The 23,253-nt window shown below is 70.9% G+C and carries 14 protein-coding genes; 2 read left to right on the forward strand and 12 right to left on the reverse strand.

Annotated elements, in window-relative coordinates; genetic code table 11:
- Both IG08_RS0132985 and IG08_RS0132990 read right to left on the reverse strand, forming a co-directional pair.
- The coding region (locus IG08_RS0132985; RefSeq protein ID WP_030611023.1) for a maltotransferase domain-containing protein at positions 1–906 on the reverse strand (906 nt) is incomplete at its 3' end.
- Between the two features lie 227 nt (positions 907–1,133).
- On the reverse strand, positions 1,134–2,336 hold the full coding sequence (locus tag IG08_RS0132990) for a S8 family peptidase (protein WP_030611026.1): 1,203 nt from the start codon (positions 2,334–2,336) through the stop codon (positions 1,134–1,136).
- 540 nt (positions 2,337–2,876) lie between these two features.
- Between IG08_RS0132990 and glgP the strand changes: the two genes are divergently transcribed.
- On the forward strand, positions 2,877–5,495 hold the full coding sequence (gene glgP, locus IG08_RS0132995) for an alpha-glucan family phosphorylase (RefSeq protein ID WP_030611029.1): 2,619 nt from the start codon (positions 2,877–2,879) through the stop codon (positions 5,493–5,495).
- Between the two features lie 56 nt (positions 5,496–5,551).
- Here the strand turns inward: glgP and IG08_RS0133000 are convergent, their stop codons facing one another.
- From IG08_RS0133000 to IG08_RS0133030, 6 genes are all read right to left on the reverse strand, one after another.
- Positions 5,552–9,133 carry a tetratricopeptide repeat protein gene (locus tag IG08_RS0133000; RefSeq protein WP_030611044.1) on the reverse strand — a complete coding sequence of 1,194 codons (3,582 nt, stop codon included), beginning with the start codon at positions 9,131–9,133 and terminating at the stop codon, positions 5,552–5,554.
- Complete coding sequence (locus IG08_RS0133005) at positions 9,130–9,483, reverse strand: trypco2 family protein (RefSeq protein ID WP_052424969.1); 354 nt, start codon at positions 9,481–9,483, stop codon at positions 9,130–9,132. The genes IG08_RS0133000 and IG08_RS0133005 overlap by 4 nt, the downstream gene beginning before the upstream one ends.
- A 352-nt stretch (positions 9,484–9,835) precedes the next feature.
- Positions 9,836–10,345 carry a DUF1990 family protein gene (locus IG08_RS0133015; RefSeq protein ID WP_030611048.1) on the reverse strand — a complete coding sequence of 170 codons (510 nt, stop codon included), beginning with the start codon at positions 10,343–10,345 and terminating at the stop codon, positions 9,836–9,838.
- A 69-nt stretch (positions 10,346–10,414) separates the two neighbouring features.
- The gene (locus IG08_RS0133020) at positions 10,415–12,085 is read right to left on the reverse strand and encodes a M4 family metallopeptidase (protein ID WP_030611049.1); all 1,671 of its coding nucleotides are present in this window, start codon (positions 12,083–12,085) and stop codon (positions 10,415–10,417) included.
- Between the two features lie 303 nt (positions 12,086–12,388).
- On the reverse strand, positions 12,389–14,413 hold the full coding sequence (locus IG08_RS0133025) for a M4 family metallopeptidase (protein WP_420823300.1): 2,025 nt from the start codon (positions 14,411–14,413) through the stop codon (positions 12,389–12,391).
- A 313-nt stretch (positions 14,414–14,726) separates the two neighbouring features.
- Positions 14,727–15,044, reverse strand: coding sequence for an antibiotic biosynthesis monooxygenase family protein (locus IG08_RS0133030; protein ID WP_030611051.1), 318 nt, complete (start codon positions 15,042–15,044; stop codon positions 14,727–14,729).
- A 164-nt stretch (positions 15,045–15,208) separates the two neighbouring features.
- Here IG08_RS0133030 and IG08_RS0133035 point away from each other — a divergent pair, with 164 nt between their 5' ends.
- Positions 15,209–15,763, forward strand: coding sequence for a TetR/AcrR family transcriptional regulator C-terminal domain-containing protein (locus IG08_RS0133035; RefSeq protein WP_234343030.1), 555 nt, complete (start codon positions 15,209–15,211; stop codon positions 15,761–15,763).
- Between the two features lie 78 nt (positions 15,764–15,841).
- Here the strand turns inward: IG08_RS0133035 and IG08_RS0133040 are convergent, their stop codons facing one another.
- Genes IG08_RS0133040 through IG08_RS0133055 form a run of 4 tightly spaced genes read right to left on the reverse strand, consistent with a single transcriptional unit; the run spans position 15,842 to position 23,058 of the window.
- The gene (locus IG08_RS0133040) at positions 15,842–17,593 is read right to left on the reverse strand and encodes an ABC transporter ATP-binding protein (RefSeq protein ID WP_030611053.1); all 1,752 of its coding nucleotides are present in this window, start codon (positions 17,591–17,593) and stop codon (positions 15,842–15,844) included.
- Complete coding sequence (locus tag IG08_RS0133045; protein WP_030611056.1) at positions 17,590–19,374, reverse strand: ABC transporter transmembrane domain-containing protein; 1,785 nt, start codon at positions 19,372–19,374, stop codon at positions 17,590–17,592. The genes IG08_RS0133040 and IG08_RS0133045 overlap by 4 nt, the downstream gene beginning before the upstream one ends.
- Before the next feature lie 19 nt (positions 19,375–19,393).
- Positions 19,394–21,253 (reverse strand): ABC transporter ATP-binding protein, encoded by a 1,860-nt coding sequence (locus IG08_RS0133050; protein WP_030611058.1) that lies wholly within the window; start codon positions 21,251–21,253, stop codon positions 19,394–19,396.
- The gene (locus IG08_RS0133055) at positions 21,250–23,058 is read right to left on the reverse strand and encodes an ABC transporter ATP-binding protein (RefSeq protein ID WP_030611061.1); all 1,809 of its coding nucleotides are present in this window, start codon (positions 23,056–23,058) and stop codon (positions 21,250–21,252) included. The genes IG08_RS0133050 and IG08_RS0133055 overlap by 4 nt, the downstream gene beginning before the upstream one ends.
- Positions 23,059–23,253: the final 195 nt, after the last annotated feature.

Below are 23,253 nucleotides of genomic sequence, written 5' to 3' on the forward strand. Positions count from 1 at the left end.
CACGCCGACATCGTCCGGGCCGGCGGAGAGGGTGTTGTTGCGGCCTTTGCGGAAGGTGTGGCCGATCGGGTGGATCGGCGGCAGGTAGACCACGTCGAAACCCATCGCCGCGATCGCGGGCAGCCGTTTCGCGGCGGTGCGGAAGGTGCCGTGCGGCTGCTGCGGGGTGCCCTCGGAGCGCGGGAAGAACTCGTACCAGCCGCCGAACAGCGCGCGCTCGCGTTCCACCAGCAGCGGCAGGGTGTCCGAGAGGGTGATGAACTCCCGCAGCGGATACCGGGCCAGCACCGCGTCCACCTCAGGCGTCAACCCGGCCGCGAGACGGGCGGCTGCCGGGCGGGTCTCGTCCCGGAGGGCCTCGGCGGCGGCGAGGATCACCGTGCGCTTGCCCTTCTTGGGGATGCCGGCGGCGGCCCGCTCGTACAGCCGCGCGCCCTCCTCCAGGACCAGCTCGGTGTCCATGCCCGCCGGGATCTTGATCTGCGCGTGGTGCCGCCAGGTGGCGACGGGATCGCCCCAGGCCTCCACGGTGTAGGTCCAGCGGCCGGGTTCGCCGGCGGTGACCTCGGCGCCCCAGCGGTCGGTGCCCGGGGCCAGCTCCCGCATCGGCGTCCACGGGCCGGGACGGCCGTCCGGATCCTTCAGTACGACGTTGGCGGCGACGGCGTCATGCCCCTCGCGGAACACGGTCGCCGAGATCTCGAAGGTCTCGCCGGTCACCGCCTTGGCGGACCTGCGGCCGTGCTGGACGACCGGGCGGACGTCGAGGACGGGTATGCGCCCGATGCCGGTGGCGTCGCCCGTGGAGGGTGGCTCCGGGGTCGGCGGACCGGCGTCGGCAGAGCGCACGGGGGGTGCGTCGGTGCTCGGTGTCGGGGGTGCTGACGAGTGGTGCGTGGCGGGCATGACCGCTCCTGTCCGCGTCAACGTGGGTGGGCGGATGGCTGTGGGGAGGTGGGTCCTGCGTGGCGCCCCTGTGGAGTGCCTGTGTTGTACCTACGGGGGTGTACCGGAGGAGCCTTCCCACCCTATTCGGGTGGGCAATCCGGCACTTTGTTAACTACTCACGCGTATGTCTACACACAAGTCCGGCCCCGTCCGTGACGAACGGGGCCGGTGCCTGCGCTCTGCCACTACGAGGATGGCACCTGCAGGAGTTTGTTCGGTGAACCGAGGCCCCGTCCGGAGACCTTTCCGGACGCCGCCAGGCGGACCAGCGCCTTGCTGACCTGCGCGGGAGTGGCCTTCGGGTGGTCGGCCAGATAGAGCGCGGCCGTGCCCGCCGCGTGCGGGGTCGCCATCGACGTACCGGAGTAGGTCGCCTTGGCGGTGTCGCTCGCGTAGGACGCCGAGGTGATGTTCACACCTGGCGCGAACAGGTCCAGGGCCGAGCCGTAGTTGGAGAAGCTCGCCCGGGCGTCCTTCCTGTCGGTCGCGCCGACCGTGATCGCCTGCTTCACGTCGGCCGGCGAGTAGAGCGCGGCCGGCAGCCCGTCGTTGCCCGCCGCGACCGTGTAGGTCACGCCGGAGGCGATGGAGTTGCGTACGGCGGCGTCCAGTTGGGCGTTGTGATAGCCGCCCAGACTGAGGTTGGCGACCGCGGGCTTCCGGGCGTTCTTGGTGACCCAGTCGATCCCGGCGATGACCTGGGCCGTGGTGCCCGCGCCCTCGTTGTCGAGGACGCGTACGGCGACGACGTCGGCCTGCTTGGCGACGCCGTACTTCTTGCCGGCGACGGTGCCCGCCACATGCGTGCCGTGGCCGTTGCCGTCGCCCGCGGACTTGTCGTTGCCGACGAAGTCCCAGCCGTACCTCGCGCGGCCGCCGAAGTCCTTGTGGGAGATCCGGATGCCGGTGTCGATCACGTACACCGTCGCCCCGGCCCCCGCGGACTCCGGCCAGGTGTAGCTCTTGTCCAGCGGCAGACTCATCTGGTCGATGCGGTCCAGGCCCCAGGACGGCGGGTTCTTCTGTGTGTGCTCCAGCGTCACGCGGGTGTCCTGGACGACCGAGGCGACCTGCGAGTCCGCGGCCAGCTGCCTGGCCTGTCTTTCATCGGCCTTGATCGCGTAGCCGTTCAGGACCGTGCCGTAGGTGTGGCTTATTTTCGCCCCGTACTTCTCGGCGATGCCCTTTCCGGTCGCCGACGGAGCCTTCGCTCCCCCCTTGAGTGTCACCAGGTAACTTCCGCTGACGGAACCGGGCTCTCCGGCCCCGAGTATCAGCCCCTGAGGTGCGGCCTGCGCGGGCAGGGTGATGGCCGAAAGCGCCGCGGCGCAGGTCACCGCGGTCAGCCCCCCTGCCCAGCGCAGACGCCGTGTTCGCGTCCGTGCCATGGCTTGAGTTCCCCTCCTCAACTCGGCGTACGGCAGCCGTGGTCCGCCGGGTGCACCTGGCGCCGGCCGGTACGCCACTTGGCAGCCTCTCGTGCGGTGTAGAGGACCCACAAGGGGGCCTACGGGGGCGGAATCGGCCATGTCGGCCATGGGGGATGTGTGGAGGTTGCGGTGATTTTCAGACGGAGATCGATGTAGACGGCGAAGGAAGCCGGAGGGGAGCCGGGGGAAAGCCGGAGGGGAGCCGGGGGAAAGCCGGAGGGGAGCCGGGGGAAAGCCGGAGGGGAGCCGGGGGAAGCCGGACGGGAGCCGGGGGAAAGCCGGAGGGGAGCCGGGGGAAGCCGGACGGGAGCCGGGGGGAGGTCGAAGGGGAGCCGGGGGGAGGTCGAAGGGAGCCGGGGGAGGTCGAGGGAAGATCACCGCATACGTCCGCCGACAAACGCGCCGTAGTTGCGAAGCCCTCCGCACCGATACCGTCGATGCTGACGACGGGACGCACACCGCCGTGTGTCCCACTCCACACGCCCGCCGAGGTGGAATGTGAAGGCGATCCGTCGATTCACCGTCCGACCCATGCTCCCCGAACCCCTCCGCCCGCTCAGCGATCTGGCCCGCAACCTGCGCTGGTCCTGGCACGCGGAGACCCGCGATCTCTTCCAGTCGGTCGACCCCGAACACTGGGCCGCCTCGGGCGGCGACCCGGTACGGCTCCTCGGCGGTGTGCGCCCCGGGCGCCTCGCGGAGCTGGCCGAGGACCGCCGCTTCCTGCGCCGGCTCACCGCGGTCGCCGACGACCTCCACGACTACGTCACCGGCGACCGCTGGTACCAGACCCAGCCCGCCGAACTCCCCGCTGCCGTCGCCTACTTCTCGCCCGAGTTCGGCATCACGGCCGCGCTGCCCCAGTACTCCGGCGGCCTCGGCATCCTGGCCGGCGACCACCTCAAGGCGGCCAGTGACCTGGGCGTACCCCTGATCGGGGTGGGCCTGCTGTACCGGCACGGCTACTTCCGCCAGTCGCTGTCCCGGGACGGCTGGCAGCAGGAGCACTATCCGGTCCTCGACCCCAACGAACTGCCGGTGGCGCTCCTGAACGAGGCCGACGGCACCCCCGCCCAGGTGTCGTTGGCCCTGCCCGGCGGCAAGCAGCTGCGCGCCCGCATCTGGTTGGCCCAGGTCGGCCGCGTGCCCCTCCTCATGCTGGACTCCGACGTCGAGGAGAACGACCTCGGCGAACGCGGCGTGACCGACCGGCTCTACGGCGGCGGCAGCGAACACCGGCTGCTGCAGGAGATGCTGCTCGGCATCGGAGGGGTCCGCGCGGTGCGGACGTACTGCCGCCTCACCGGCCATGCCGACCCCGAGGTCTTCCACACCAACGAGGGCCATGCCGGCTTCCTCGGCCTGGAGCGCATCGCCGAACTCGGCGATCAGGGCCTCGACTTCGACGCCGCACTGGAGGCGGTGCGCGCGGGGACGGTCTTCACCACCCACACCCCCGTCCCGGCCGGAATCGACCGCTTCGACCGCGAGTTGGTCGCCAACCACTTCGGCCCCGACGCCGAACTCCCGCGCATGGACGTCGGCCGCATCCTGGCCCTGGGCATGGAGACCTACCCGGGTGGCGAACCCAACCTGTTCAACATGGCGGTGATGGGCCTGCGCCTGGCCCAGCGCGCCAACGGCGTCTCGCTGCTCCACGGCCAGGTCAGCCGCGAGATGTTCTCCGGACTCTGGCCGGGATTCGACCCCGAGGAGGTGCCGATCACCTCCGTGACGAACGGTGTGCACGCCCCGACCTGGGTGGCCCCCGAGGTCTTCCGCCTCGGCGCCCGGCAGATCGGCGCCCAGCGCACCGAGGACGCCCTGACCGTCGGCGGTTCGGAGCGCTGGGACGCGGTCGCCGACATCGCCGACCAGGACATCTGGGAGCTGCGCCGGGTGTTGCGTGACCAGCTGGTGATGGAGGTGCGCGAGCGGCTGCGCGCTTCGTGGCGCCAACGGGGCGCGGGTACGGCGGAGTTGGGCTGGATCGACGGCGTGCTGGACCCCGACGTCCTCACGATCGGATTCGCGCGCCGAGTCCCGTCGTACAAACGCCTGACGCTGATGCTCCGCGACCGAGACCGCCTGATGGATTTGTTGTTGCACGCGGAGCGCCCGATCCAGATCGTGGTGGCGGGCAAGGCGCATCCGGCGGACGACGGCGGAAAACGCCTGGTCCAGGAGCTGGTGAGGTTCGCGGACGACCCTCGCGTCCGCCACCGGATCGTCTTCCTCCCGGACTACGGCATGGCGATGGCCCAGAAGCTCTACCCGGGCTGCGACATCTGGCTGAACAACCCGTTGAGGCCGCTGGAGGCCTGCGGCACGAGCGGCATGAAGGCGGCCCTGAACGGCTGCCTCAACCTCTCGGTCCTGGACGGCTGGTGGGACGAGTGGTTCCAGCCCGACTTCGGCTGGGCGGTCCCGACGGCGGACGGCGCGGGGATGGACCCCGACCGCCGGGACGACATAGAGGCCGCGGCGTTGTACGATCTTCTGGAACAGCGAGTCACCCCCCGCTTCTACGAACGCGGCCAGGGCGGCCTCCCCGACCGCTGGATCGAGATGGTCCGCCAGACGCTGACTCTGCTGGGACCGAAGGTCCTGGCCGGCCGCATGGTCCGCGAGTACGTCGAACGCCTCTACGCCCCCGCAGCCCACGCCCACCGCACGATGGCCCCGGACGAGGCGCGCGAACTGTCTCAGTGGAAGTCCCGGGTACGCGCGGCCTGGCACGGCGTCACGGTCGACCACGTCGAGACGACCGCTGCGACGGCCACGGCGGAGCTGGGCACGACGCTGGGCCTGCGGGTCCGGGTCGGTCTGGGCGACCTGGGCCCGGACGACATCGAGATCCAGGCGGTCTCGGGCCGGGTCGACGAGGAGGACCGCATCGCGGACGCCGCGACGGTCCCGCTGAAACCGGCGGGCGGCCCGGACCTGGAGGGCCGCTGGGTCTACGAGGGCCCCCTGTCCCTGGACCGCGCCGGCCCCTTCGGCTACACGGTCCGCATCCTGCCCGCGCATCGACTGCTGGCGTCCGGTGCGGAGTTGGGGCTGGTGACGGTGCCTACGGAGGATGTGGTGGAGGGGGCAGGGGTGTTGATGCGGTGAGACCAGTGACGGGATGACGGCTCGGGTCCGACGGCGGGCGCTGTCGGACCATGCCGTCAGAGGCTGTCCTCGTCGGCGAACTGTCCCAGGTCGCCCTCGTACGTCAACGGACCCAGCGTCTCCAACAGCTGCTCCAGTTCCGGGGGGAGGGCGACCGCCCAGTCGTATCCGGGCGGTACCCAGGGTTCCCGGGCCTGCGTGGGGCTCAGCCTGATCAGGCCGCCCAGCTCGATCAGCCTCGTGAACTCGCGCTGGTCGCGGGAGCGGTCGTCTTCCACATGGACGGGACGGACCTGGGGAACTGTCACGCTCACCCGGAGGGGGAACGTCTTCTTGCCGGCACCGGTCGGACCCTCGGGCCGGTACACGCGCACCCGGACCCCGGCCGGCTGGCGCAGCCTCGCCCGGAAGCGGGGCCAGCGGGTCTGGTGCAACCGCTCCTGTCGCTCGAGCTCGTGGCGCTCGCCGGTGAGGTCGTGTGCCTCCCGCAGCAGGTCCACCAACCAGACGGATCCGGCGCCACGGTCCCAGTTCGCGAAGGCGTCCCAGGCCAGCCACGCGGCCTGCCGCAGCGTCGCCTCGAGGGCCTCGGCGAACTCGGTCGGACGCTCCCCGGCCAGCTCGCGGTAGATGAGCAGCGCGCGGAAGACGGTCCGCACCGCCTCGATGCGTCCGCCGTTCTTGTTGAGCACCCCGGCCCGGGTCCGCAGCACCCGCGCCAGAGTCGGTCGGTAGATGGCGGGCTGGTCCTCCACCAACTGCAACGTCACCCGCAGGCATTCGTCGCTCACCCGGTGGGCGGCGGTGTAGCGGTCCAGCGTGGCCAGCTCCAGCGCCTGGTTGTTCAGCGACTCCACCAGGCTGGGCAGATACGCGTCCGCGTGGACCTGGGCGAGCCGGCGCCGGATCAGTACCGCGTGTGTCACCGTCTCCAGGGCGCTCTGCCCGGGCGAACGGCGGTTGGCGAGGTTGTGCAACGCCCCGGCGAGCAGGGCGAGGTGCTCACGGGTGGGACGTTCGTGGACCAGTTGTTCCAGGATCTCCGCGGCCTCCTCCCCGGCGACGAGCGCCTCCCGGTGCAGATCCCGCGCGGCCAGCACCACGGACAGGTTGTTCAGCGCCTGGGCCAGCCGGGCCCGGTGCGGCATGGTCTCGACCGGTGTCCGGGCACCCGACTCGCCCTCCACCAGCCGCCGGTTGACCCGTACGGCCTCCGCGCAGTCCGCGAGCGCTTCCCGGTACCGACCGAGTTCGTGTTGGGCGGCCCAGCGCACGCCCAGCGATTCGGCGAGCAGCGGCAGGTACTCGGTGGGTCGGACGCGGGCCAGCCTGCGGTACAGCCGTACCGCCCGCCCGCCGCACTCCACAGCCTCCGTCCATCGTCGTACGGAGCTCAGCCGGACCGCGAGATTGTGCTCGGTGCGGGCCAGATCGGCCCTCACACGGGCTGGGGCGAGTGCCAGGCCGCCGGCGAGGCCGGCCCGGCGGCGGTGCACCCGGACCAGCTGCTCGGCGATGCCCAGCGCCTGCTCGCCCAGCAGCCGACTGCGGTCGGGCACCGCCGCATGCAGAGTCTCCAGCAGGTCGTACGGCAGATCGCTCCGCCCGACGAGACGGCGCAGCGCGTCCAGCAGGAAGCCGGGGTTCTCCGAGCGCCCCGCCACCACGATGGCGGGGACGGCGAGCGCCTCGGGGTGGCGGACGATCAGCTCGGCGACCTGCCCGGCCAGATCGGGGCAGGGACAGCCGGCCTGGGCCGCGGCCCGCGCCAGCACGGTCAGCGCCCGCTCGGCCTCCCGGCCCCGCAGCCGAGGCAGCAGTCCCGGGAGCAGGAGGCTGTTGTCCCGCGCCCGCAGGGCCACCTGGTACTCGCCGAGCAGATCGGGCTCCAAAGCACCCCAGTACGACCCCTCGACCGGGGGATACAGCTCGTGCAGCCACTCCGCGGCCGCGGAGCCCCGCTCGTCCGGCAGGTCCGGCAGCAGGGACAGCAGCTCGGCGGCGCGGTGGGGATCGACGGCCCGGGTCAGGGTGGCCACCGCCACTGCGTCGCCGAGGGCGCCCTGGTCGACGCCCTCCAGCTTGGGCCAGGAGCCCGCGGTGCGCTTCCAGTACCGCCGCTCGTGGCCGAGGAGCTCTGCCTGGACATCCGGTTCGGGGCTCGGCCGGGTGCGTGTCTCCCGGCGGGGCTGCGCCCGGCCGGTCGTGAGCTGTCGGTCGGCCGCGGTCAGGAGATCCAGCAGGGCCCGCATGTGCAGATGCAGCGCGGAGCCGTTCGTGAACTCGCCGTGTGGCCTGGCCAGTACCGCGTGCGCGATGGAGGCCCAGTCGACCCGGTCGTACTCCGTCAGCTCCTTGAGCGCGGGCAGCCTGCCGGCCAGTGCCTGCACCGCCTCCCGGTACATCCGGGCGCGTTCCGTGGGGGTCGTGGCCACGTCGTGCAGTTCCATGGTGCGGGCCCCGCTGAGAACGCCCGCGCTGCGCGGTGTCGCACCCGGCAGCTGCTCCCACCACTCGCCCGCACTGCGGGCGATGAGCACCATGCGGACCGGGCGGTGCCCGCCACGTGCCTCCAGAGTCTCCAGCACGTTGCCGACCAGCTCGGGGCTGGTCTCGGCGTAGTCCATGACGAGCAGCATCCGTTGATCGACCTCGGTCAGCGCCTGCAGCCCACGGACCAGCTCGGCCCGTTCCGCGGCCGACTCGCGCAGCTGTGCGGTCACCCAGCCGCGGCTCGCCATGGTCACGGCGAGTTGGCGGGCGAACCGTGACTTGCCCTGGCCACCGCGCCCGGTGATCAGCCGGGTGGCGAGGCCGCCGCCGTCCGTGCACCAGGTCAGGCACTCCCCGAGCTCCTCCTCCCGCCCGGTGAACGGCACCGCCTCGGCCTGCGGGCGCAGCAGCTGTGACGGCAGACGCGGGCTGCGGGTGGGCACCGCCGGTTCGCACAGGGCCTCCAGCTCCACTGCCTCGGCGACCGGAACGTGCCCGATCTCCCGTGCCAGCAACGACCGCAGCCCGTTCTCGCGCAGCAGCCGGTGGGCAGGTACGGCCTGCAGCTTGCCGTGCCGCCAGTGCGCCAGATCCACGGCGACCACCCCGCACAGCAGCTGTCCGCTCCACAGCGCCGCTCCCGACATTCCGCTCCACGGGGAGGGGCCGAGATCATCCGGTACTTGGCCGACGGAGAGTTCCCACTGCTCGGAGACCATCCCGTCGCCGGGACTGACCGTGCCAGAGACCTGGGCGGTCTCCAGCCCGTCGGGGCGCCGCGCTCCCTGCACCCGGGCGAAGCCGAGGACGCCGGCGGACTGGGCGGCCCGCAGGGTCACGAACTGGCCGAACCGCACGGGGAAGTCGGCGATGTCGCGGGGCCAGTGCTGTGGCTCCACCTGAAGCAGGGCCGCGTCCAGGCCCGCCGTGCGGCCGTCCCAGACGATCCGGGCGGGCACGAGCCTCGTGCTGCTGAACAGCTGCACCTGAACGTGCACACCACCGGCCGCCATCGCGGCGCCCTGCGGCTGCAGGGCGTGGCCCGCCGTCAGCACGAGACGGGGCGCGATCACGCAGCCCGAACTCAGGCGCGCGTGCTTGCCCTTGACGCTGGTGCGTACGGCGACCAGACGACTTCTGTTCATGCCTGGTCGGGCGGGACGAACAGGGCCGTGTCGTCGTCTGCGGCGCCAGTACCGGGGTTCGTCGCGTCGTGGGAGATCTCGACCGAGGTGCCGTCGGAGCGCTTCGGGACGAGGGTCAGGGAGACCTTGTGGGTACGGGTCCGGCCGGCCTTCCCTTCCGCGTCGGCGGAGACCACCCAGGCCTTGAAACCGGTCTTCACGGTCACGTCCCGGCGCAGTTCGACCGTGAACTCCATCCCGATCGGGCCCACTTCGAAGCGCAGGTTCTCGTGCGCGGCGGCGGCCGAGGCCCGCAGCAGCTCGTCCCGGACGAGCTGTACGGCAGTAGCCAGTTCCAGTTCCTCGGGCATCTGTCCCCCATTGCCGACGCGCAGCGCAGCGCCGTGGTCTTGGATGGCCAGAGTGCCAGAGCGGAGGCTGGACGTGCCAATTCCGCGTGACATGCGTGAAGTCCAGTGCGTGGTCGAGCTGTTGACGACCGAACCGGTCACTGTTGTGCTTCGAGGTACCGGATGACAGGGGGGCGGTGACTGTGGGGCTGCATGAGCAGGCGGCCGGCGTGCGGACCAGTGAGGACTTCGCCCGGTTTCTCGGCGACGTGCTGGTCGATCTCCGGAACCGGCCCGAGGAGTGCCTGACTGGAATCTGCTGGCCGGCATGGTGATGGCCGCGCGCGTGTACGAGTAAAGCGGGCGCCGGCCCTCAGCCCGCCTCCTCCCCGCCGCACAACCGCCGCAGTACCACCCCGCACCGCCGCGCATACGCATGCTGCAGGCCACGCGTCGCCGGGCCGCCCGCGCGGGCGTACCACTTGGCGCCGCGGCTGAACGCCGAGATCGTCAGCCAGACCGTGCCGTCGCCCGTCCTCTCCACGACGAAGGACTCCTCGCCGCACTCCGGGTGGCCGGAAAGGGTGCCGTAGGCCCAGCCCGCGCGGCGGTATTCCTCCACCGTCCAGACCACGCGGCAGGGGGCCTTGATCATGCCGGCGAGGGTGACCGTCACGTCGACGTCCGGGGCCGCGCGGGACGCCGTCGCGTCGATGCCTACGCCCATCGCGCGGTGCATCTCCCAGGTCAGGACCGCTTCGGAGGCTTTTCGGAAGACCTCCTCGCCCTCGCCGATGCGGGAGCGGACGTGGAGGGGGTGGAAGCCCGGGGGGCAGAAGCCGTTCTCACGGGTCGCGCCGACGTCGTCGTACGTGAAGGACATGGGAACCAAGAGTAGGGCGGCACCCGGGAATGCCTTCGTCCCGGGTGCCGCCCGCCAACCCCCCTCGGGTCAGCTGCTCACGTTGACCGCGGACCAGGCGGCCGCGACCGTCGAGTACTCGGTGCTGCTGGAGCCGTACAGGTCCGCCGCTGCCGACAGGGTGCCCGCGCGGGCGTCCGAGTAGTCGGTGGTGGACGTGAAGTACTCGGTCAGCGCCTTGTACCAGATCTGCAGCGCCTTGTCCCGGCCGATGCCGGTGACCGTGGAGCTGTTGGACGTCGGCGAGTTGTAGCTCACGCCGTTGATCGTCTTCGAGCCGCTGCCCTCCGAGAGGAGGTAGAAGAAGTGGTTCGCGACGCCGGACGAGTAGTGGACGTCCAGGTTGCCGACGGACGAGGACCAGGAGTCCGCCGAGCCGCCGTCCTTGCTGGGCTTGTCCATGTAGCGCAGCGGCGTGCCGTCGCCGTTGATGTCGATCTCCTCGCCGATGAGGTAGTCACCGACGTCGTTGGAGTTGGCCGCGTAGAACTCCACACCCGTGCCGAAGATGTCGGAGGTCGCCTCGTTCAGACCGCCGGACTCACCGCTGTAGTCCAGGCCCGCCGTGTTCGAGGTGACGCCGTGGCTCATCTCGTGGCCGGCCACGTCCAGCGAGGTCAGCGGGTGCGTGTTGGACTCGCCGTCGCCGTACGTCATGCAGAAGCAGCTGTCGTCCCAGAACGCGTTGACGTACGCGTTGCCGTAGTGGACGCGCGAGTAGGCGCCGACGCCGTTGTTCTTGATGCCGCTGCGGCCGAAGGTGTCCTTGTAGAAGTCCCAGGTCTCCTGGGCGCCGTAGGTGGCGTCGACCGCCGCGGTCTGGTCGGTGGTGGAGCTGGAGGCGGCGCCGGTGCCCCACGTGTTGTCGGCGTCCGTGAACAGCGTGCCCGCGGAGGAGCTGGTGCCGTGGGACTTGTTGTACGTCTTGTGGCTGCCGCGCGTGGCGTCGGTGAGGTTGTACGTCGAGCCGGACAGGGTGGTGTCCAGGCTGACCGTGCCCGAGTACAGGCTCTTGCCGGTGCCGGTCGCGTTCTCGATGCCCTGGTACTCGAAGAGCTTCTTGCCGGTGGCGGCGTCGGTGATGACGTGCAGCTGGTTCGGGGTGCCGTCGTCCTGGAGGCCGCCGACGATCGTCTCGTAGGCGAGGACGGGCTTGCCGGAGCCGGCCCAGATCACCTTGCGCGCGCCGTCGGCGGCGGTCTCGTCCGAGCCCGCGGCCTTGGCGGCGGTCAGCGCCTGCTTCTCGGCCTTGGCGGTGGTGATCTGCGGCTTGAGCGAGGCGACCTTGATGGTGGCCTTCGTCGCCTTGGTGATGCCCTCGGTCGCGCCGGCCTTCGTGGTGTGGACGACGAGGTCGCCGCCGAGGACGGGGAGGCCGGCGTAGGTGCGCTGGTAGCGGGTGTGAACCGTGCCGTCGACGTCCTTCACGACGTCCTTGACGACCAGCTTCTCCTTGGTGCCGAGGCCTATCTCCTGGGCCGTGTCGGCGGCACCGGCCTGCTGCTTCTTGATGAGCGAGGTGCGCGCGGCCGTGGACAGCTGGAGCGGGGCGCCGGCGAGGGTGGTCTTGCCGGAGGCTTCCGCCGGGGTCTCGGCGGAAGCGGCACCGGCGGTCAGGCCGGTGGTGAGCAGGGCTCCGGCGGCAACGGCGGTCGCGATGGCCAGAGTGGTGCGCTTGTGACGCGCGTAGACGGAGGTCACACAAGCTCCTTTGTGGGGGATCCGGACGGCCGTGGGGCAACCGTCCGGGGTAGTTGTGAAGTTGTGCGGCGGGTGTGAGGAAGCGTGGCATCGACGCCGCGTACATGTCATGACCCCTGGGTGATGTTGGCTGAAAGTCGACTACTGGGTGAACATTGCGGCAATGTAAAGCGACTTGACCTGGGTAAAGGCCCAACAAGTCGTCGGCAATGGGGTGGCAAAAAGAGGGCGCCGCCCCGGGGAGTCGAACCACCGGGGCGGCGCCCTGTTCAAGAGACCGTGGGGGCCCGAAGGCCGTACGGGCTACGGGAACGTGAGCTTCCAGCTGTTGATGTAGCCGGTGTCCACGGCCGCGTTGTCCTGGACCCTCAACTGCCAGGTGCCGTTGGCGACTTCGGAGGAGGCGTTCACCGTGTAGGTGGTGTTGAGGTTGTCCGTGCTCCCGCCGGTGCCGTACGCCTTCAACGTGTACGCCGTGCCGTCGGGGGCGACCAGCTGCACCTGGAGGTCACCGATGTAGGTGTGCACGATGTCGACCGCGACGGCGAGGTTCGTCGGCGCGTTGCCCGTCCGGCCGGAGACGGTGATCGACGAGGTGACCGCCGCACCGTTGTCCGGAATCGATACGTCGGTCGCGCTCTCGAAGGAGGTGCCGCCACCGCCTCCGCCGCCACCGGAACGCGCACCGACCGCCACGCCCGCCCACGCGTCCTGCACCGCCGCGTACTCGGCGCTCGTCGTGCCGTACAGCTCACCCGTCGCCGCGAGGGTGCCGGTGCGGGCCGCCGCGTAGTTGGTGGTCGAGGTGAACTTCGTGGTCAGCGCGCGGAACCAGATCTTCTCCGCCTTGTCCCGGCCGATGCCGGTGACCGCGAGGCCGTCCGCGGTGGGCGAGTTGTAGCTGACGCCGTTGATGGTCTTGGCGCCGCTGCCCTCGGACAGGAGGTAGAAGAAGTGGTTCGCGGGGCCGGACGAGTAGTGCACGTCGGCGTTGCCGATGCTGGAGGTCCAGTTGTTGTACGAGGAGCCGTCCCTGCTCGGCTGGTCCATGTAACGCAGCGGCGTGCCGTCGCCGTTGATGTCGATCTCCTCGCCGATGAGGTAGTCACCGACGTCGGAGGAGTTGTTGGCGTAGAACTCGACGGTCGTGCCGAAGATGTCGGAGGTCGCCTCGTTCAGACCGCCGGACTCGCCGCTGTAGTTGAGGCCGGCCGTGTTGGAGGTGAGCCCGTGGGTCATCTCGTGCGCGGCCACGTCGATCGACGTCAGCGGGTTGGTGTTGCCCGAGCCGTCGCCGTACGTCATGCAGAAGCAGCTGTCGGACCAGAAGGCGTTGACGTAGTTGTTGCCGTAGTGCACACGGGAGTAGGCGCCGACACCGTCCCCGCGGATACCGCTGCGGCCGTGCACGTTCTTGTAGTAGTCCCAGGTCAGCGCGGCCCCGTAGTGCGCGTCCGCCGCCGCCGACTCCAGGTTCGACGGGCTGCCGTTGCCCCAGACGTCGTCCGAGCCGGAGAACAGCGTGCCGGTGCCGGAGGTACCGCGGTTGAGGTTGTACGTCTTGTGGCTGCCGCGCGCGCCGTCCGTGAGGTTGTACGTCGACCCGGACTGCGTGGTGCCCAGGGTGACCGTGCCGCTGTACACCGTGTTGCCGGTGCCGGTCTCGATGGCCTCCCACTCGTACAGCTTCGCGCCGGTCGCCGCGTCCGTGACGACGTGCAGTTCCTGCGGGGTGCCGTCGTGCTGGAAGCCGCCCACGACCGTCTCGTACGCCAGGGTCGGCTTGCCGTCGGCCGCCCAGATCACCTTGCGCGGGGCGCGGTTGACGTCGGGGCTCTTGGCGTCCTCGGCCTTGGCGGCGGCGAGTGCCTGCTTCTCGGCCTTGGCGGCGGTGACCTGCGGCTTTACGGAGGTGACCTTGATGGCTTTCGTCGTGGCCTTGACGACGGCCTCGGTCGCGTCGGCCTTCGTGCTCTCCACGACCAGATCGCCGCCGAGGACCGGCAGTCCGTCGTAGGTGCGCTCGTAGCGGGTGTGGACCGTGCCGTCGCCGTCCTTGAGGACGTCACGCACGACCAGCTTCTCCTTGGCGCCGAGGCCCAGGTCCTTCGCGGTGTCCGCCTTGGTGGCGTTGGCCTCGCGTATCAGCGCGGCGCGCTGGGCGGGGGAGAGCTTGACCGACTCGGCGCCCGGTATGACCTTGCCCGCGGCCGACGGTGCCTTCTCCGGGGCTGCGGTGGCGGCGCCCGACTGGACGGCCGTGGCGATCAGGGCGGAGACACCGACGAGGGCCACTGCGGCGGCCCTGCGGTGCGTGGTGGTGCGCATGTGGGAGGTGCGTCTGTGGGAGGAACTCTCTCTCAACACTGACTCCTTCTGCGGGCCGTGGATCGCACGGCCGGGGGAGACCGGTCGGCGGGTGGGCCGTCCGGGCAGAACGGGGCGTAACGCAAAAGCGCGTGCGGGAGTTCGGCCGTGGCACAGCGTTGTGTGATTGCTGTGGGGTTGCTGTGACGTGGCCGTGGGAAGAGTGCCAGGAGATTGCGGTTTCTGTCAGGGGCGCGTCAGAGAGTTGGCTGGAAATCGTCCGTTGTCCGGGAGTTGGTGTTCGGTATACGGATCCGTGAGGTGGAGTTCGCCGTCAGAAGCGGGCCTCGGGGATCGCCTCCAACTGCCGTGCCCACTCGGGGTACTTGGCGACCTTCGCCAGGGCCACCTCGCCGACCTTCGCGCCGAGGCCCGGATCCATGTCGTCGGAGAAGCGGACGGCCGTGATGCGCTGGATGTGCGGCATGATCACGTCGTCCCCGACCAGATGGACCGGGTCGTGCATGTACCGCTCCAGGGCGGGGAGGTCCGGTACGGCCGCGCAGTAGGTGTGCGTGTAGCCGTCGTCCGGGCCGATGTCCTGGCCCACGACCCCGAACGCGGCCGACTCGACCGACGCCGTGCGCCGCATCGCCGCGGTGCCTTCCAGGGGGGGCGCCGCGATGTTGTGGGCACCTTCGGCCGCAACGGGGTACGGCGGGTGGCTGGGAGGGCACTGCCCCAAAGGGGCGCGGGGAACTGCGCGACCAGCCACGACGGACCCGCGGTCGACACACTGGACTTCCAGCGGAACGCTTGGCCGCGCAGCGTCTCGCCCAGGCCTGTGTGAAGGAGATCGCCGAGGATGCCGGTGTCGCCAAGCCGACGGTCTACAACCACCTCAGCGACAAGGAGACCCTGTTCCGGCACACCCTGGAGGCCGCCGCCGACGCGGTCCTCGCGGAGAACCTCGCCGTCGTCGAGCGGCTGCGGGACCCCGGCGACGACCTGTGCGCGGCGCTGGAGGACACCGGGCACCGGCTGCTGAAGGTGTGCGGCGGCGAACGCTCGAGCGCGCTGCGCTGGCTGACGTACTCCCAGGTCGGCGGCTTTCCCGACCTGATCGAGGCGGTCCAGTCCCGCACCTCGGACCGGCTCACCGAGGCGCTGGCCGACCGGCTGGCCCGCCTCGTGCTCGCCGGACGGCTGCGGCCGTGCGAACCGGCCCTCGCCGCCCAGCAGTTCCTCGCGCTGCTCACCGGCCCGCTGGAGGCGCGCAGCCGTCTGGGCACCCGAAAGGTCACGGCCCCGGAGACGCGGGCCGTGGCCGACGCGGCCGTCGACACCTTCCTCAGGGCATACGGCACCTGAAGCGCATCGCGCCGGTCGGTTCGAGGTCTGTTGCGTCGGTCGGTTCGAGGTCTGTTGCGTCGGTCGGTTCGAGGTCCGTCACGTCGGCCGGTCCCCGTGCCACGAGTGCCACAGCGCCGCGTACGCCCCGTCCGCCGTCACCAGCTCCTCGTGGGTGCCGAGTTCGGTCAGCAGGCCGTCCTCCATCACGGCCACCCGGTCCGCGTCGTGGGCGGTGTGCAGACGGTGGGCGATGGCGATGACCGTGCGGCCTTCGAGTACGACGGCCAGGGCGCGCTCGGTGTGCCGGGCGGTCGTCGGGTCCAGCAACGCCGTCGCCTCGTCGAGGATCAGCGTGTGCGGGTCGGCCAGCACGACCCGGGCCAGGGCGAGTTGCTGGGCCTGCGAGCCGTCGGTGCGCCAACCGCCGTCGCCGAGTGCGGTGTCGAGCCCGTCGGGCAGCTCCCGGACCCAGGTGTCCGCCCCGACCGCGGCCAGCGCCGACCACAAGTCCTCGTCCCCGGCCAGGGGTTCGGCGATCAGCAGGTTGTCCCGGACCGTGCCGAGGAAGACGTGGTGCTCCTGCGTGACCAGGACGACCTGGCGCCGCAGTTGCTCGGGGCCGAGGTCCATCACCGGTACACCGCCGACCGTCACCGTGCCCGCGCTCGGCGCGTCGACGCCGGCCAGCAGCCGGCTCAGGGTGGTCTTGCCGGCGCCGGACGGGCCGACCACGGCCAGCCGTTCGCCGGGGCGCACGGTCAGGTCGACGCCGTGCAGCACCTCGCCGCCACGGCCGTAGGAGTAGCGCACGTCGGTGACGTCGATGCGGTCGTCGGCGGGGACGGGGGAGTCGGCCTCGGTGGCGCGCGGGGCGCGGGCCAGCCCCTCCACCCGGGCGAACGAGGCGCCGCTGCTCTGCAGTTGCTCCACCCGGACCAGGATCTGGTCGAGCGGGCTGGTCAGCTGCTGGAGATACAGCGCGGCCGCCACGACCGCGCCCAGGCTCATCGACCCGTGCGCGTGCAGCACCCCGCCGATGATCAGTACGCCGGCCACGGGGAGGACGTACGACACCTCCACCGCGGGGAAGAACACGGAGCGGAGGTAGAGGGTGTGGAAGCGGGTGCGTCGGGATGTCTCCAGGGCATCGCGGCTCGCCCCGATCCGCCGCTTCTCCAGCCGCAGCGCCTCCACCGTGCGGGCCCCGGACGCGGTCGCCGCGACGATCTCGGCGACGTCCGACGTGGCCGCGCCCTCGGCGAGGTAGCCGTCCCGTGCCCGGCGCAGATACCAGCGCAGCGCGCACCAGATGGGCGTCAGGCAGAGCACCCCGAGGATGCCGAGCAGCGGGTCGAGCACGAAGACCGCGACGAGCGCGAACAGGCAGCGCACGGAGTTGATGAGCAGGTCCGGACCGGCGTCGCGCAGCGTGGTGCCGACGGTGGCCACGTCGGCCGTACCGCGCGCCGTCAGATCGCCGGTGCCGGCCCGCTCCACGACCGACGCGGGCAGGGCGAGGGTCCGGTCCACGAACTCCTCGCGGACGCGGGCGAGGGTGCGTTCGCCGAAGCGGTGGCCCACGAACCTCGCCCAGCGGGCGAGCAGTAGCTCTGCGAGCGCGCACACCAGGAGGACGAGGGCGAGTCGGTCCACGGCCGACACGCCGTCCCCGTTTCGTACCTCGTCGATGATCCGGCCCAGCAGCCAGGGGCCCGCGAGACCGGCTACCGCGGCGAGTGCGTTGAGGGCGAGGGCGGCGGTGAAAGCGCGCTTGTCTGCCTTGATCAGGCGGAGTGCGGCGTGTCGTACGTCTGCGGGTTCGGCGACGGGGAGGTGGCCGGAAGTCACCGTACGGCCTCCTCTGCGTCGGTGTCCCTCGCGACGAGGGCGCGGTATCCCGGTTCGCTGTCCAGCAGGTCGCGGTGGGTTCCGGTTGCTGCGACCTTGCCGTCCACCAGGTAGTGGACGGTGTCCATGTGGTCCAGGACGAGGGGGGATGTGGTGGTGACCACTGTCGTACGGCCGTCGCGTGCGGCGCGGAGGCGTGAGGCGACGCGGGCTTCGGTGTGGGCGTCCAGGGCGGAGGTGGGTTCTATGGCGAGCAGTACCTCCGGGTTGGCCGTCAGTGCCCTGACCAGGCGGATTCGTTGACGTTGGCCGCCGGAGAGGTTGCGGGCCTGGGCGTCTATTTCCGAGGCGAGGCCGTCTGGGAGGGCCTGGACGATGTCGTCTGCGGCGGCTGTGTGGAGGGCCTGGGTCATGTGCGCCTCAGGGGGTGCCTCGGATGGTCGTTTGGCGTGTGCGGGTGCGTCGTGGCTGGTCGCGCAGTTCCCCGCGCCCCTAAAAGTCTTCTCCGCGCCGCCTATTACATCGCTTAGCGTGCCTGCGAACAGGTCCGCCTCGTGGTCGGCTACCAGGATTCGTTCCCTGACCTGCGCCAGCGCCATCTCGTCCAGTGGCACCCCTCCCCAGGTCACCGTCGACGGGGTGTATCGGCCCAGGCGGTCGATCACCAGCGCGGTGTCCGCGGGGCGGGCTGCCGCCAGTGCTGTCAGGCGGCCCGGGAGCACCCGCACGCCCGACTCGGGGTCGTGCAGGACCGAGGGTTCCGCGGGTGCGTCCCTCGTGCCGGTGTCCTCCAGTGGCTCCAGGCGCAGGAAGCGTACGACGCGTCGTGCCGCCACCACGCCCCGGCTGAGCTGGTAGCCGCACTCGACCCAGAACGCCACCGGGCCCACCAGGACCGCGACATAGCCGTACACCGAGACCAACTCGCCCACGGTGATGTCCCCTTGGGCGGCCAGGCGGGCCGCGAGCCAGGTCACCACGGCGAGGAACAGGGTGGGCAGGCCGACTCCGAGGGCCTGGACCCAGCTGGTCACGGCGCCGACTCGGTAGCCCTGTCGCCGCAGTCGCTGGGAGTCCTGGTGGAAGGCGTCGGCGAACAGGCCTTTGCCGCCGAGGCCGTTGAGGACGCGCAGCCCGCCCGCGAGGTCGGCGATCCGGGCGGTGAGGACGCCCTGTCGTTCCCGGTACTCGGTCTCGGTGCCCTGCAGGCGGGTCAGGAGCGGCCCGACGAGCACGACGATCGTCGGCATCCCGAGCAGCACGACCGCGGCGATGAGGGGCGAGACCGATATCAGCAGCACGGCGACCGCGAGGTAGGCGACGACCGCGCCCACGCCGGGCCCGACCACGGTCAGGGACTGGCTGATCGTCTGCACGTCGCCCACCCCGATCGTGACGACCTCCCCGGCCCCCGCCCGCCGCGGCAGCGCGGCGCCCAGCCGGACCGCGTGCCCGACGACGACCTTCACCGTGCGGAAGTTGGCGTCCATCCGCACCCGGGTCATCGTGCGGTGCCGCATGATGCTCAGCCACGCGTTGAACGACCCCACCACGAACAGCGCGACCGACCACCCGGTCAGCGCCGCGAAGTCGCCCGGCTCCAGCCCCTCGTCGATCGCCTTGGCCATCAGGTACGGCGTCGCGGCCAGCAGCACCATCCACACGCTGGCCAGCACCGCACCGGCGGCACACCGGCCCGGCTGGCACCGCACCAGCCACCACAGATACCGCCAGCCGCCGCGACGGTCGGGCGTGCCGGGATCCTCGTACGCGTCGATCACCTGATATCCCCTCGGAAGCTCACGCCAAGCTGTCCCGCCACGCCCGGTGCAGATCCGCGAACCTGCCTGTCCCTGCGATGAGTTCGGCCGGGCTGCCGTCCTCGACGATCCGCCCGTGCTCCATCACCAGCACCCGGTCCGCGATCTCGACGGTCGACAGCCGGTGCGCGATCACGACCGCCGTACGCCCGCGCAGCACCGTCGCCATCGCCCGCTGCACGGCCCGCTCGCCCGGGATGTCGAGCGAGCTGGTCGCCTCGTCCAGGATCAGCACGGCCGGGTCGGCGAGCAACGCCCGGGCGAACGCGACGAGTTGGCGCTGCCCGGCGGAGATACGGCCGCCCCGCTTGCGTACGTCCGTGTCGTAGCCGTCGGGCAGCGCGCTGATGAAGTCGTGCGCGCCGATCGCCTTCGCGGCCTGCTCGATCTCCTCGCGATTCGCGTCCGCCCGCCCGATCGCGATGTTCTCGGCGACCGTGCCGGAGAACAGGAACGCCTCCTGCGTCACCATCACCACCCCGCGCCGCAGTTCGGGCACGGCGAGCTCGCGCAGGTCGACGCCGTCGAGGAGGACGCGGCCCTCGGAGGGGTCGTAGAAGCGGGCGAGCAGCTTGGCCAGTGTCGACTTGCCCGCGCCGGTCGAGCCGACGACCGCGACCGTCTGCCCGGCGGGGAGGGTGAGATCGAAGCGGGGCAGGACCTCGCCGCCGGTGCGGTAGCCGAACCGGACGCCGTCGAAGACGACCTCACGGCCGGGGTGCTCCGATTCAAGTGCCGGGAGCTGTCGGGGGGTTGAGGGCTCCGGGACGGTCGGTGTCTGGGCGAGCAGCCCCGCGATCTTCTCCAGGGAGGCCGCCGCCGACTGGTAGGAGTTCAGGAACATCCCGAGTCGGTCGATCGGGTCGTACAGCCGCCGCAGATACAGCACCGCGGCCGCCAGCACACCCAGCGCCAGCGCATCCTCCGCCACCCGGTAGGCGCCCCACAGCACGATCCCCGCGACGGCCGTGTTGGCGACCAGCCGGGAGCCGACGACATAGCGGGCCATCTCCAGGAGCGCGTCGCCGTTGACCTGCTCGTGCCGCTTGTTGAGTACGCCGAAGTCGGCGTCGTTGACGGCCTCGCGGCGGAACGCCCGCACCGGCCGGATGCCGTTCATCGTCTCGACGAACTTCACGATGACGGCGGCGATCGCGGTCGACCGCCTCCGGTACACCCGCACCGCACGCCGCTGGTAGACGCGCACGAGCAGATACAGCGGCACGAAGGACGCCACCGCGACCGCGCCCAGGCCCAGGTCGAGCCAGAGCAGCAGGGCCGAGATGTAGGCGAAGGACAGGAAGACCGTGATGAGCTCCTGCAGGCCCTCGTTGAGCAGTTCGCGCAGGGACTCGACGTCGGCCGTCGACCGGGAGATGAGCCGGCCCGAGGTGTAGCGCTCGTGGAAGTCGATGCTCAGCGCCTGCGCGTGGCGGAAGATACGGCCGCGCAGGTCGAGCAGCACGTCCTGGTTGACGCGGGCCGAGGCGAGGATGAACGCGTACTGCAGCCCGCCGGAGACGAGCGCGCACAGCAGATAGCCGACGGCCACCGCGATCAGCGGCCCGTTGTCGTGCGCGCGGAACGCGGGTACGGCGTGGTCGATGGCGTACGCCACCAGGAGCGGGCCCGCCTGCACCGCCGCCTGCTGGAGCAGCAGCAGGAGCGTCGTGACGGCGACGCGGGCCCTCATCGGGGCGAGCAGGGAGCGCAGGAGGAGGGAGGTGGCGCGCGGGGGAGTGGGCAGGACGTCGTGGTCGAAGGGATCCACGACGCCCTTCTGGCGAGGGAGGTCGGGGTCGTCGTCCGCCGAGGGGACGGTGGTGGTGGGGGCCGTCATCGCTCGTCCTCCGCTTCCCCGGTGCCGGACATCAGATGGGCGTACTCGGCGTTCGTGCGCAGCAGTTCGTGATGCGTGCCCACGGCGGTGATCCGGCCGTCGGACAGCAGGGCGACGCGGTCGGCGAGCAGCACGGTCGACGGGCGGTGGGCCACGATGAGCGCGGTGGTGTCCGCGAGGACGTGCCGCAGGGCGGCTTCTACGGCGGCCTCCGTGTGTACGTCCAGGGCGGACAGGGGGTCGTCGAGGACGAGGAACCGGGGTTGCCCGACCACGGCCCTGGCCAGCGCCAGCCGCTGTCGTTGCCCGCCGGAGAGGCTGAGCCCCTGCTCGCCCACCTGGGTGTCGGTGCCCTGGGGGAGGCTGTGTGCGAAGTCGGCCTGCGCGACGGCCAGCGCCCGCTCCAACTCCCGCTCTCCCGCGGACTCGGCGGTCCCCATCAGCACGTTTTCGCCGACGCTGGCCGAGAACAGGGTCGGCTCCTCGAAGGCTACGGCGACGAGTTCGCGCAGTGTTTCCCGGGGCATCGCTGTGATGTCCTCGCCGTCCAGCGTGATGCGGCCCGAAGTCAGCTCATGCAGCCGGGGGATGAGCGCGGTGAGGGTTGTCTTGCCGCTTCCGGTGGCGCCGACCAATGCCATGGACTCGCCGGGGCGGATGTGGAGGTCTATGCGGTCGAGGACCGGGAGGGAGCTTTCCGGCGCATCGGGGTAGCGGAACGAGACAGCAGAGAAGTGGATGCCTTCGTTGTCGGCTGCGGGTGCGTTGTGGCTGGTCGCGCAGTTCCCCGCGCCCCTAAAGGGCGCTTCCAGCTCCGGCGTTTCATCCATCACCTCGAAATACCGCTCTGTAGCAGTGGCCGCCTCCTGGCTCATCGCCAGCAGGAAGCCGATCGAGTCCACCGGCCACCGCAACGCAAGTGCCGTCGACAGAAACGCCACCAACGTCCCCGCGGACAACTCCCCGTCCGCCACCTGCACGGTCCCCAGCACCAGCGCCGCCCCGATGGCCACCTCCGGCAGCGTCACGATGACGCCCCAGATCGTCGCCAGCAGCCCCGCCTTGCGCAGCTCGGTGCCCCTGAGGGTCCGGGACAGCTCCCGGAACGTCCGTGCCTGGCTGCGGTGCCGTCCGAACCCCTTGATGATGCGGATGCCGAGCACGCTCTCCTCGACGACCGTGGTCAGGTCGCCGACCTGGTCCTGGGCGAGCCGGGCCACGTGGTGGTACCGCTTCTCGAAGACCACACACGTGACCATCACGGGGATGGCCGGTCCCAGGATCACCAGCCCGAGCGTCCAGTCCTGGAGCAGCATGATGATCACGCCCACGAGGATCGTCACGCTGTTGACCAGCAGGAACGTCAGCGGGAAGGCGAGGAACATCCGCAGCAGACTCAGGTCTGCCGTCCCCCGGGACAGCAACTGCCCCGAGGACCACCGGTCGTGGAAGGCCACCGGCAGCCGCTGCAGATGCCGGAACAGACCCGCCCGCATCTCCGCCTCGACGTGCGACAGCGGCCGCGCCACCAGCCACCGCCGCAGCCCGAACAGCAGCGCCTCCGCGACCCCGAGCAGCAGCAGGTACAGCGCGCCCAGCCACACGCCCGCCGGATCCCGGTCGGCGACGGGCCCGTCCACCATCCACTTCAGGACGAGCGGGATCACCAGTCCCACACACGAGGCGAGCACCGCGACGAGCGCGGCGCCGAACAGCCGTACCCGCACGGGCCGGACGTAGGGCCACAGTCGAAGAAGGGTTCTTACCGCAGAGCGTTCCTTGGTGGTTGCACGTGTCGTGGACATCAGCAGCGAGCCTACGGATCGGCACTGACAACGCCCACCGAGTTTTGGCCGGACCGGGATCGGCCCCTGGTCCTACGACCTGCGCGTTCGAGGGATCGTACAAAGGGAGCCGGGGAGGTCGTACGACGGCATCAACCGATCGGTTGATGCCGTCTCGAGCGCGACGGCCGATGTGCCGGGCCCCCGCCCGCCGGA

The sequence above is a fragment of the Streptomyces fulvoviolaceus genome (genome assembly GCF_000718165.1).
In the GTDB taxonomy this organism is placed as follows: domain Bacteria; phylum Actinomycetota; class Actinomycetes; order Streptomycetales; family Streptomycetaceae; genus Streptomyces; species Streptomyces fulvoviolaceus.

What these genes read in the sequence shown, in the direction of transcription:
- IG08_RS0132990 (WP_030611026.1), bottom strand. Translation starts at nt 2,336, where the DNA reads ATGGCACGGACGCGAACACGGCGTCTGCGCTGGGCAGGGGGGCTGACC.
- IG08_RS0133000 (WP_030611044.1), bottom strand. Translation starts at nt 9,133, where the DNA reads ATGAACAGAAGTCGTCTGGTCGCCGTACGCACCAGCGTCAAGGGCAAG.
- IG08_RS0133005 (WP_052424969.1), bottom strand. Translation starts at nt 9,483, where the DNA reads ATGCCCGAGGAACTGGAACTGGCTACTGCCGTACAGCTCGTCCGGGAC.
- IG08_RS0133015 (WP_030611048.1), bottom strand. Translation starts at nt 10,345, where the DNA reads ATGTCCTTCACGTACGACGACGTCGGCGCGACCCGTGAGAACGGCTTC.
- IG08_RS0133025 (WP_420823300.1), bottom strand. Translation starts at nt 14,413, where the DNA reads ATGCGCACCACCACGCACCGCAGGGCCGCCGCAGTGGCCCTCGTCGGT.
- IG08_RS0133030 (WP_030611051.1), bottom strand. Translation starts at nt 15,044, where the DNA reads ATGCGGCGCACGGCGTCGGTCGAGTCGGCCGCGTTCGGGGTCGTGGGC.
- IG08_RS0133050 (WP_030611058.1), bottom strand. Translation starts at nt 21,253, where the DNA reads ATGACGGCCCCCACCACCACCGTCCCCTCGGCGGACGACGACCCCGAC.
- IG08_RS0133055 (WP_030611061.1), bottom strand. Translation starts at nt 23,058, where the DNA reads ATGTCCACGACACGTGCAACCACCAAGGAACGCTCTGCGGTAAGAACC.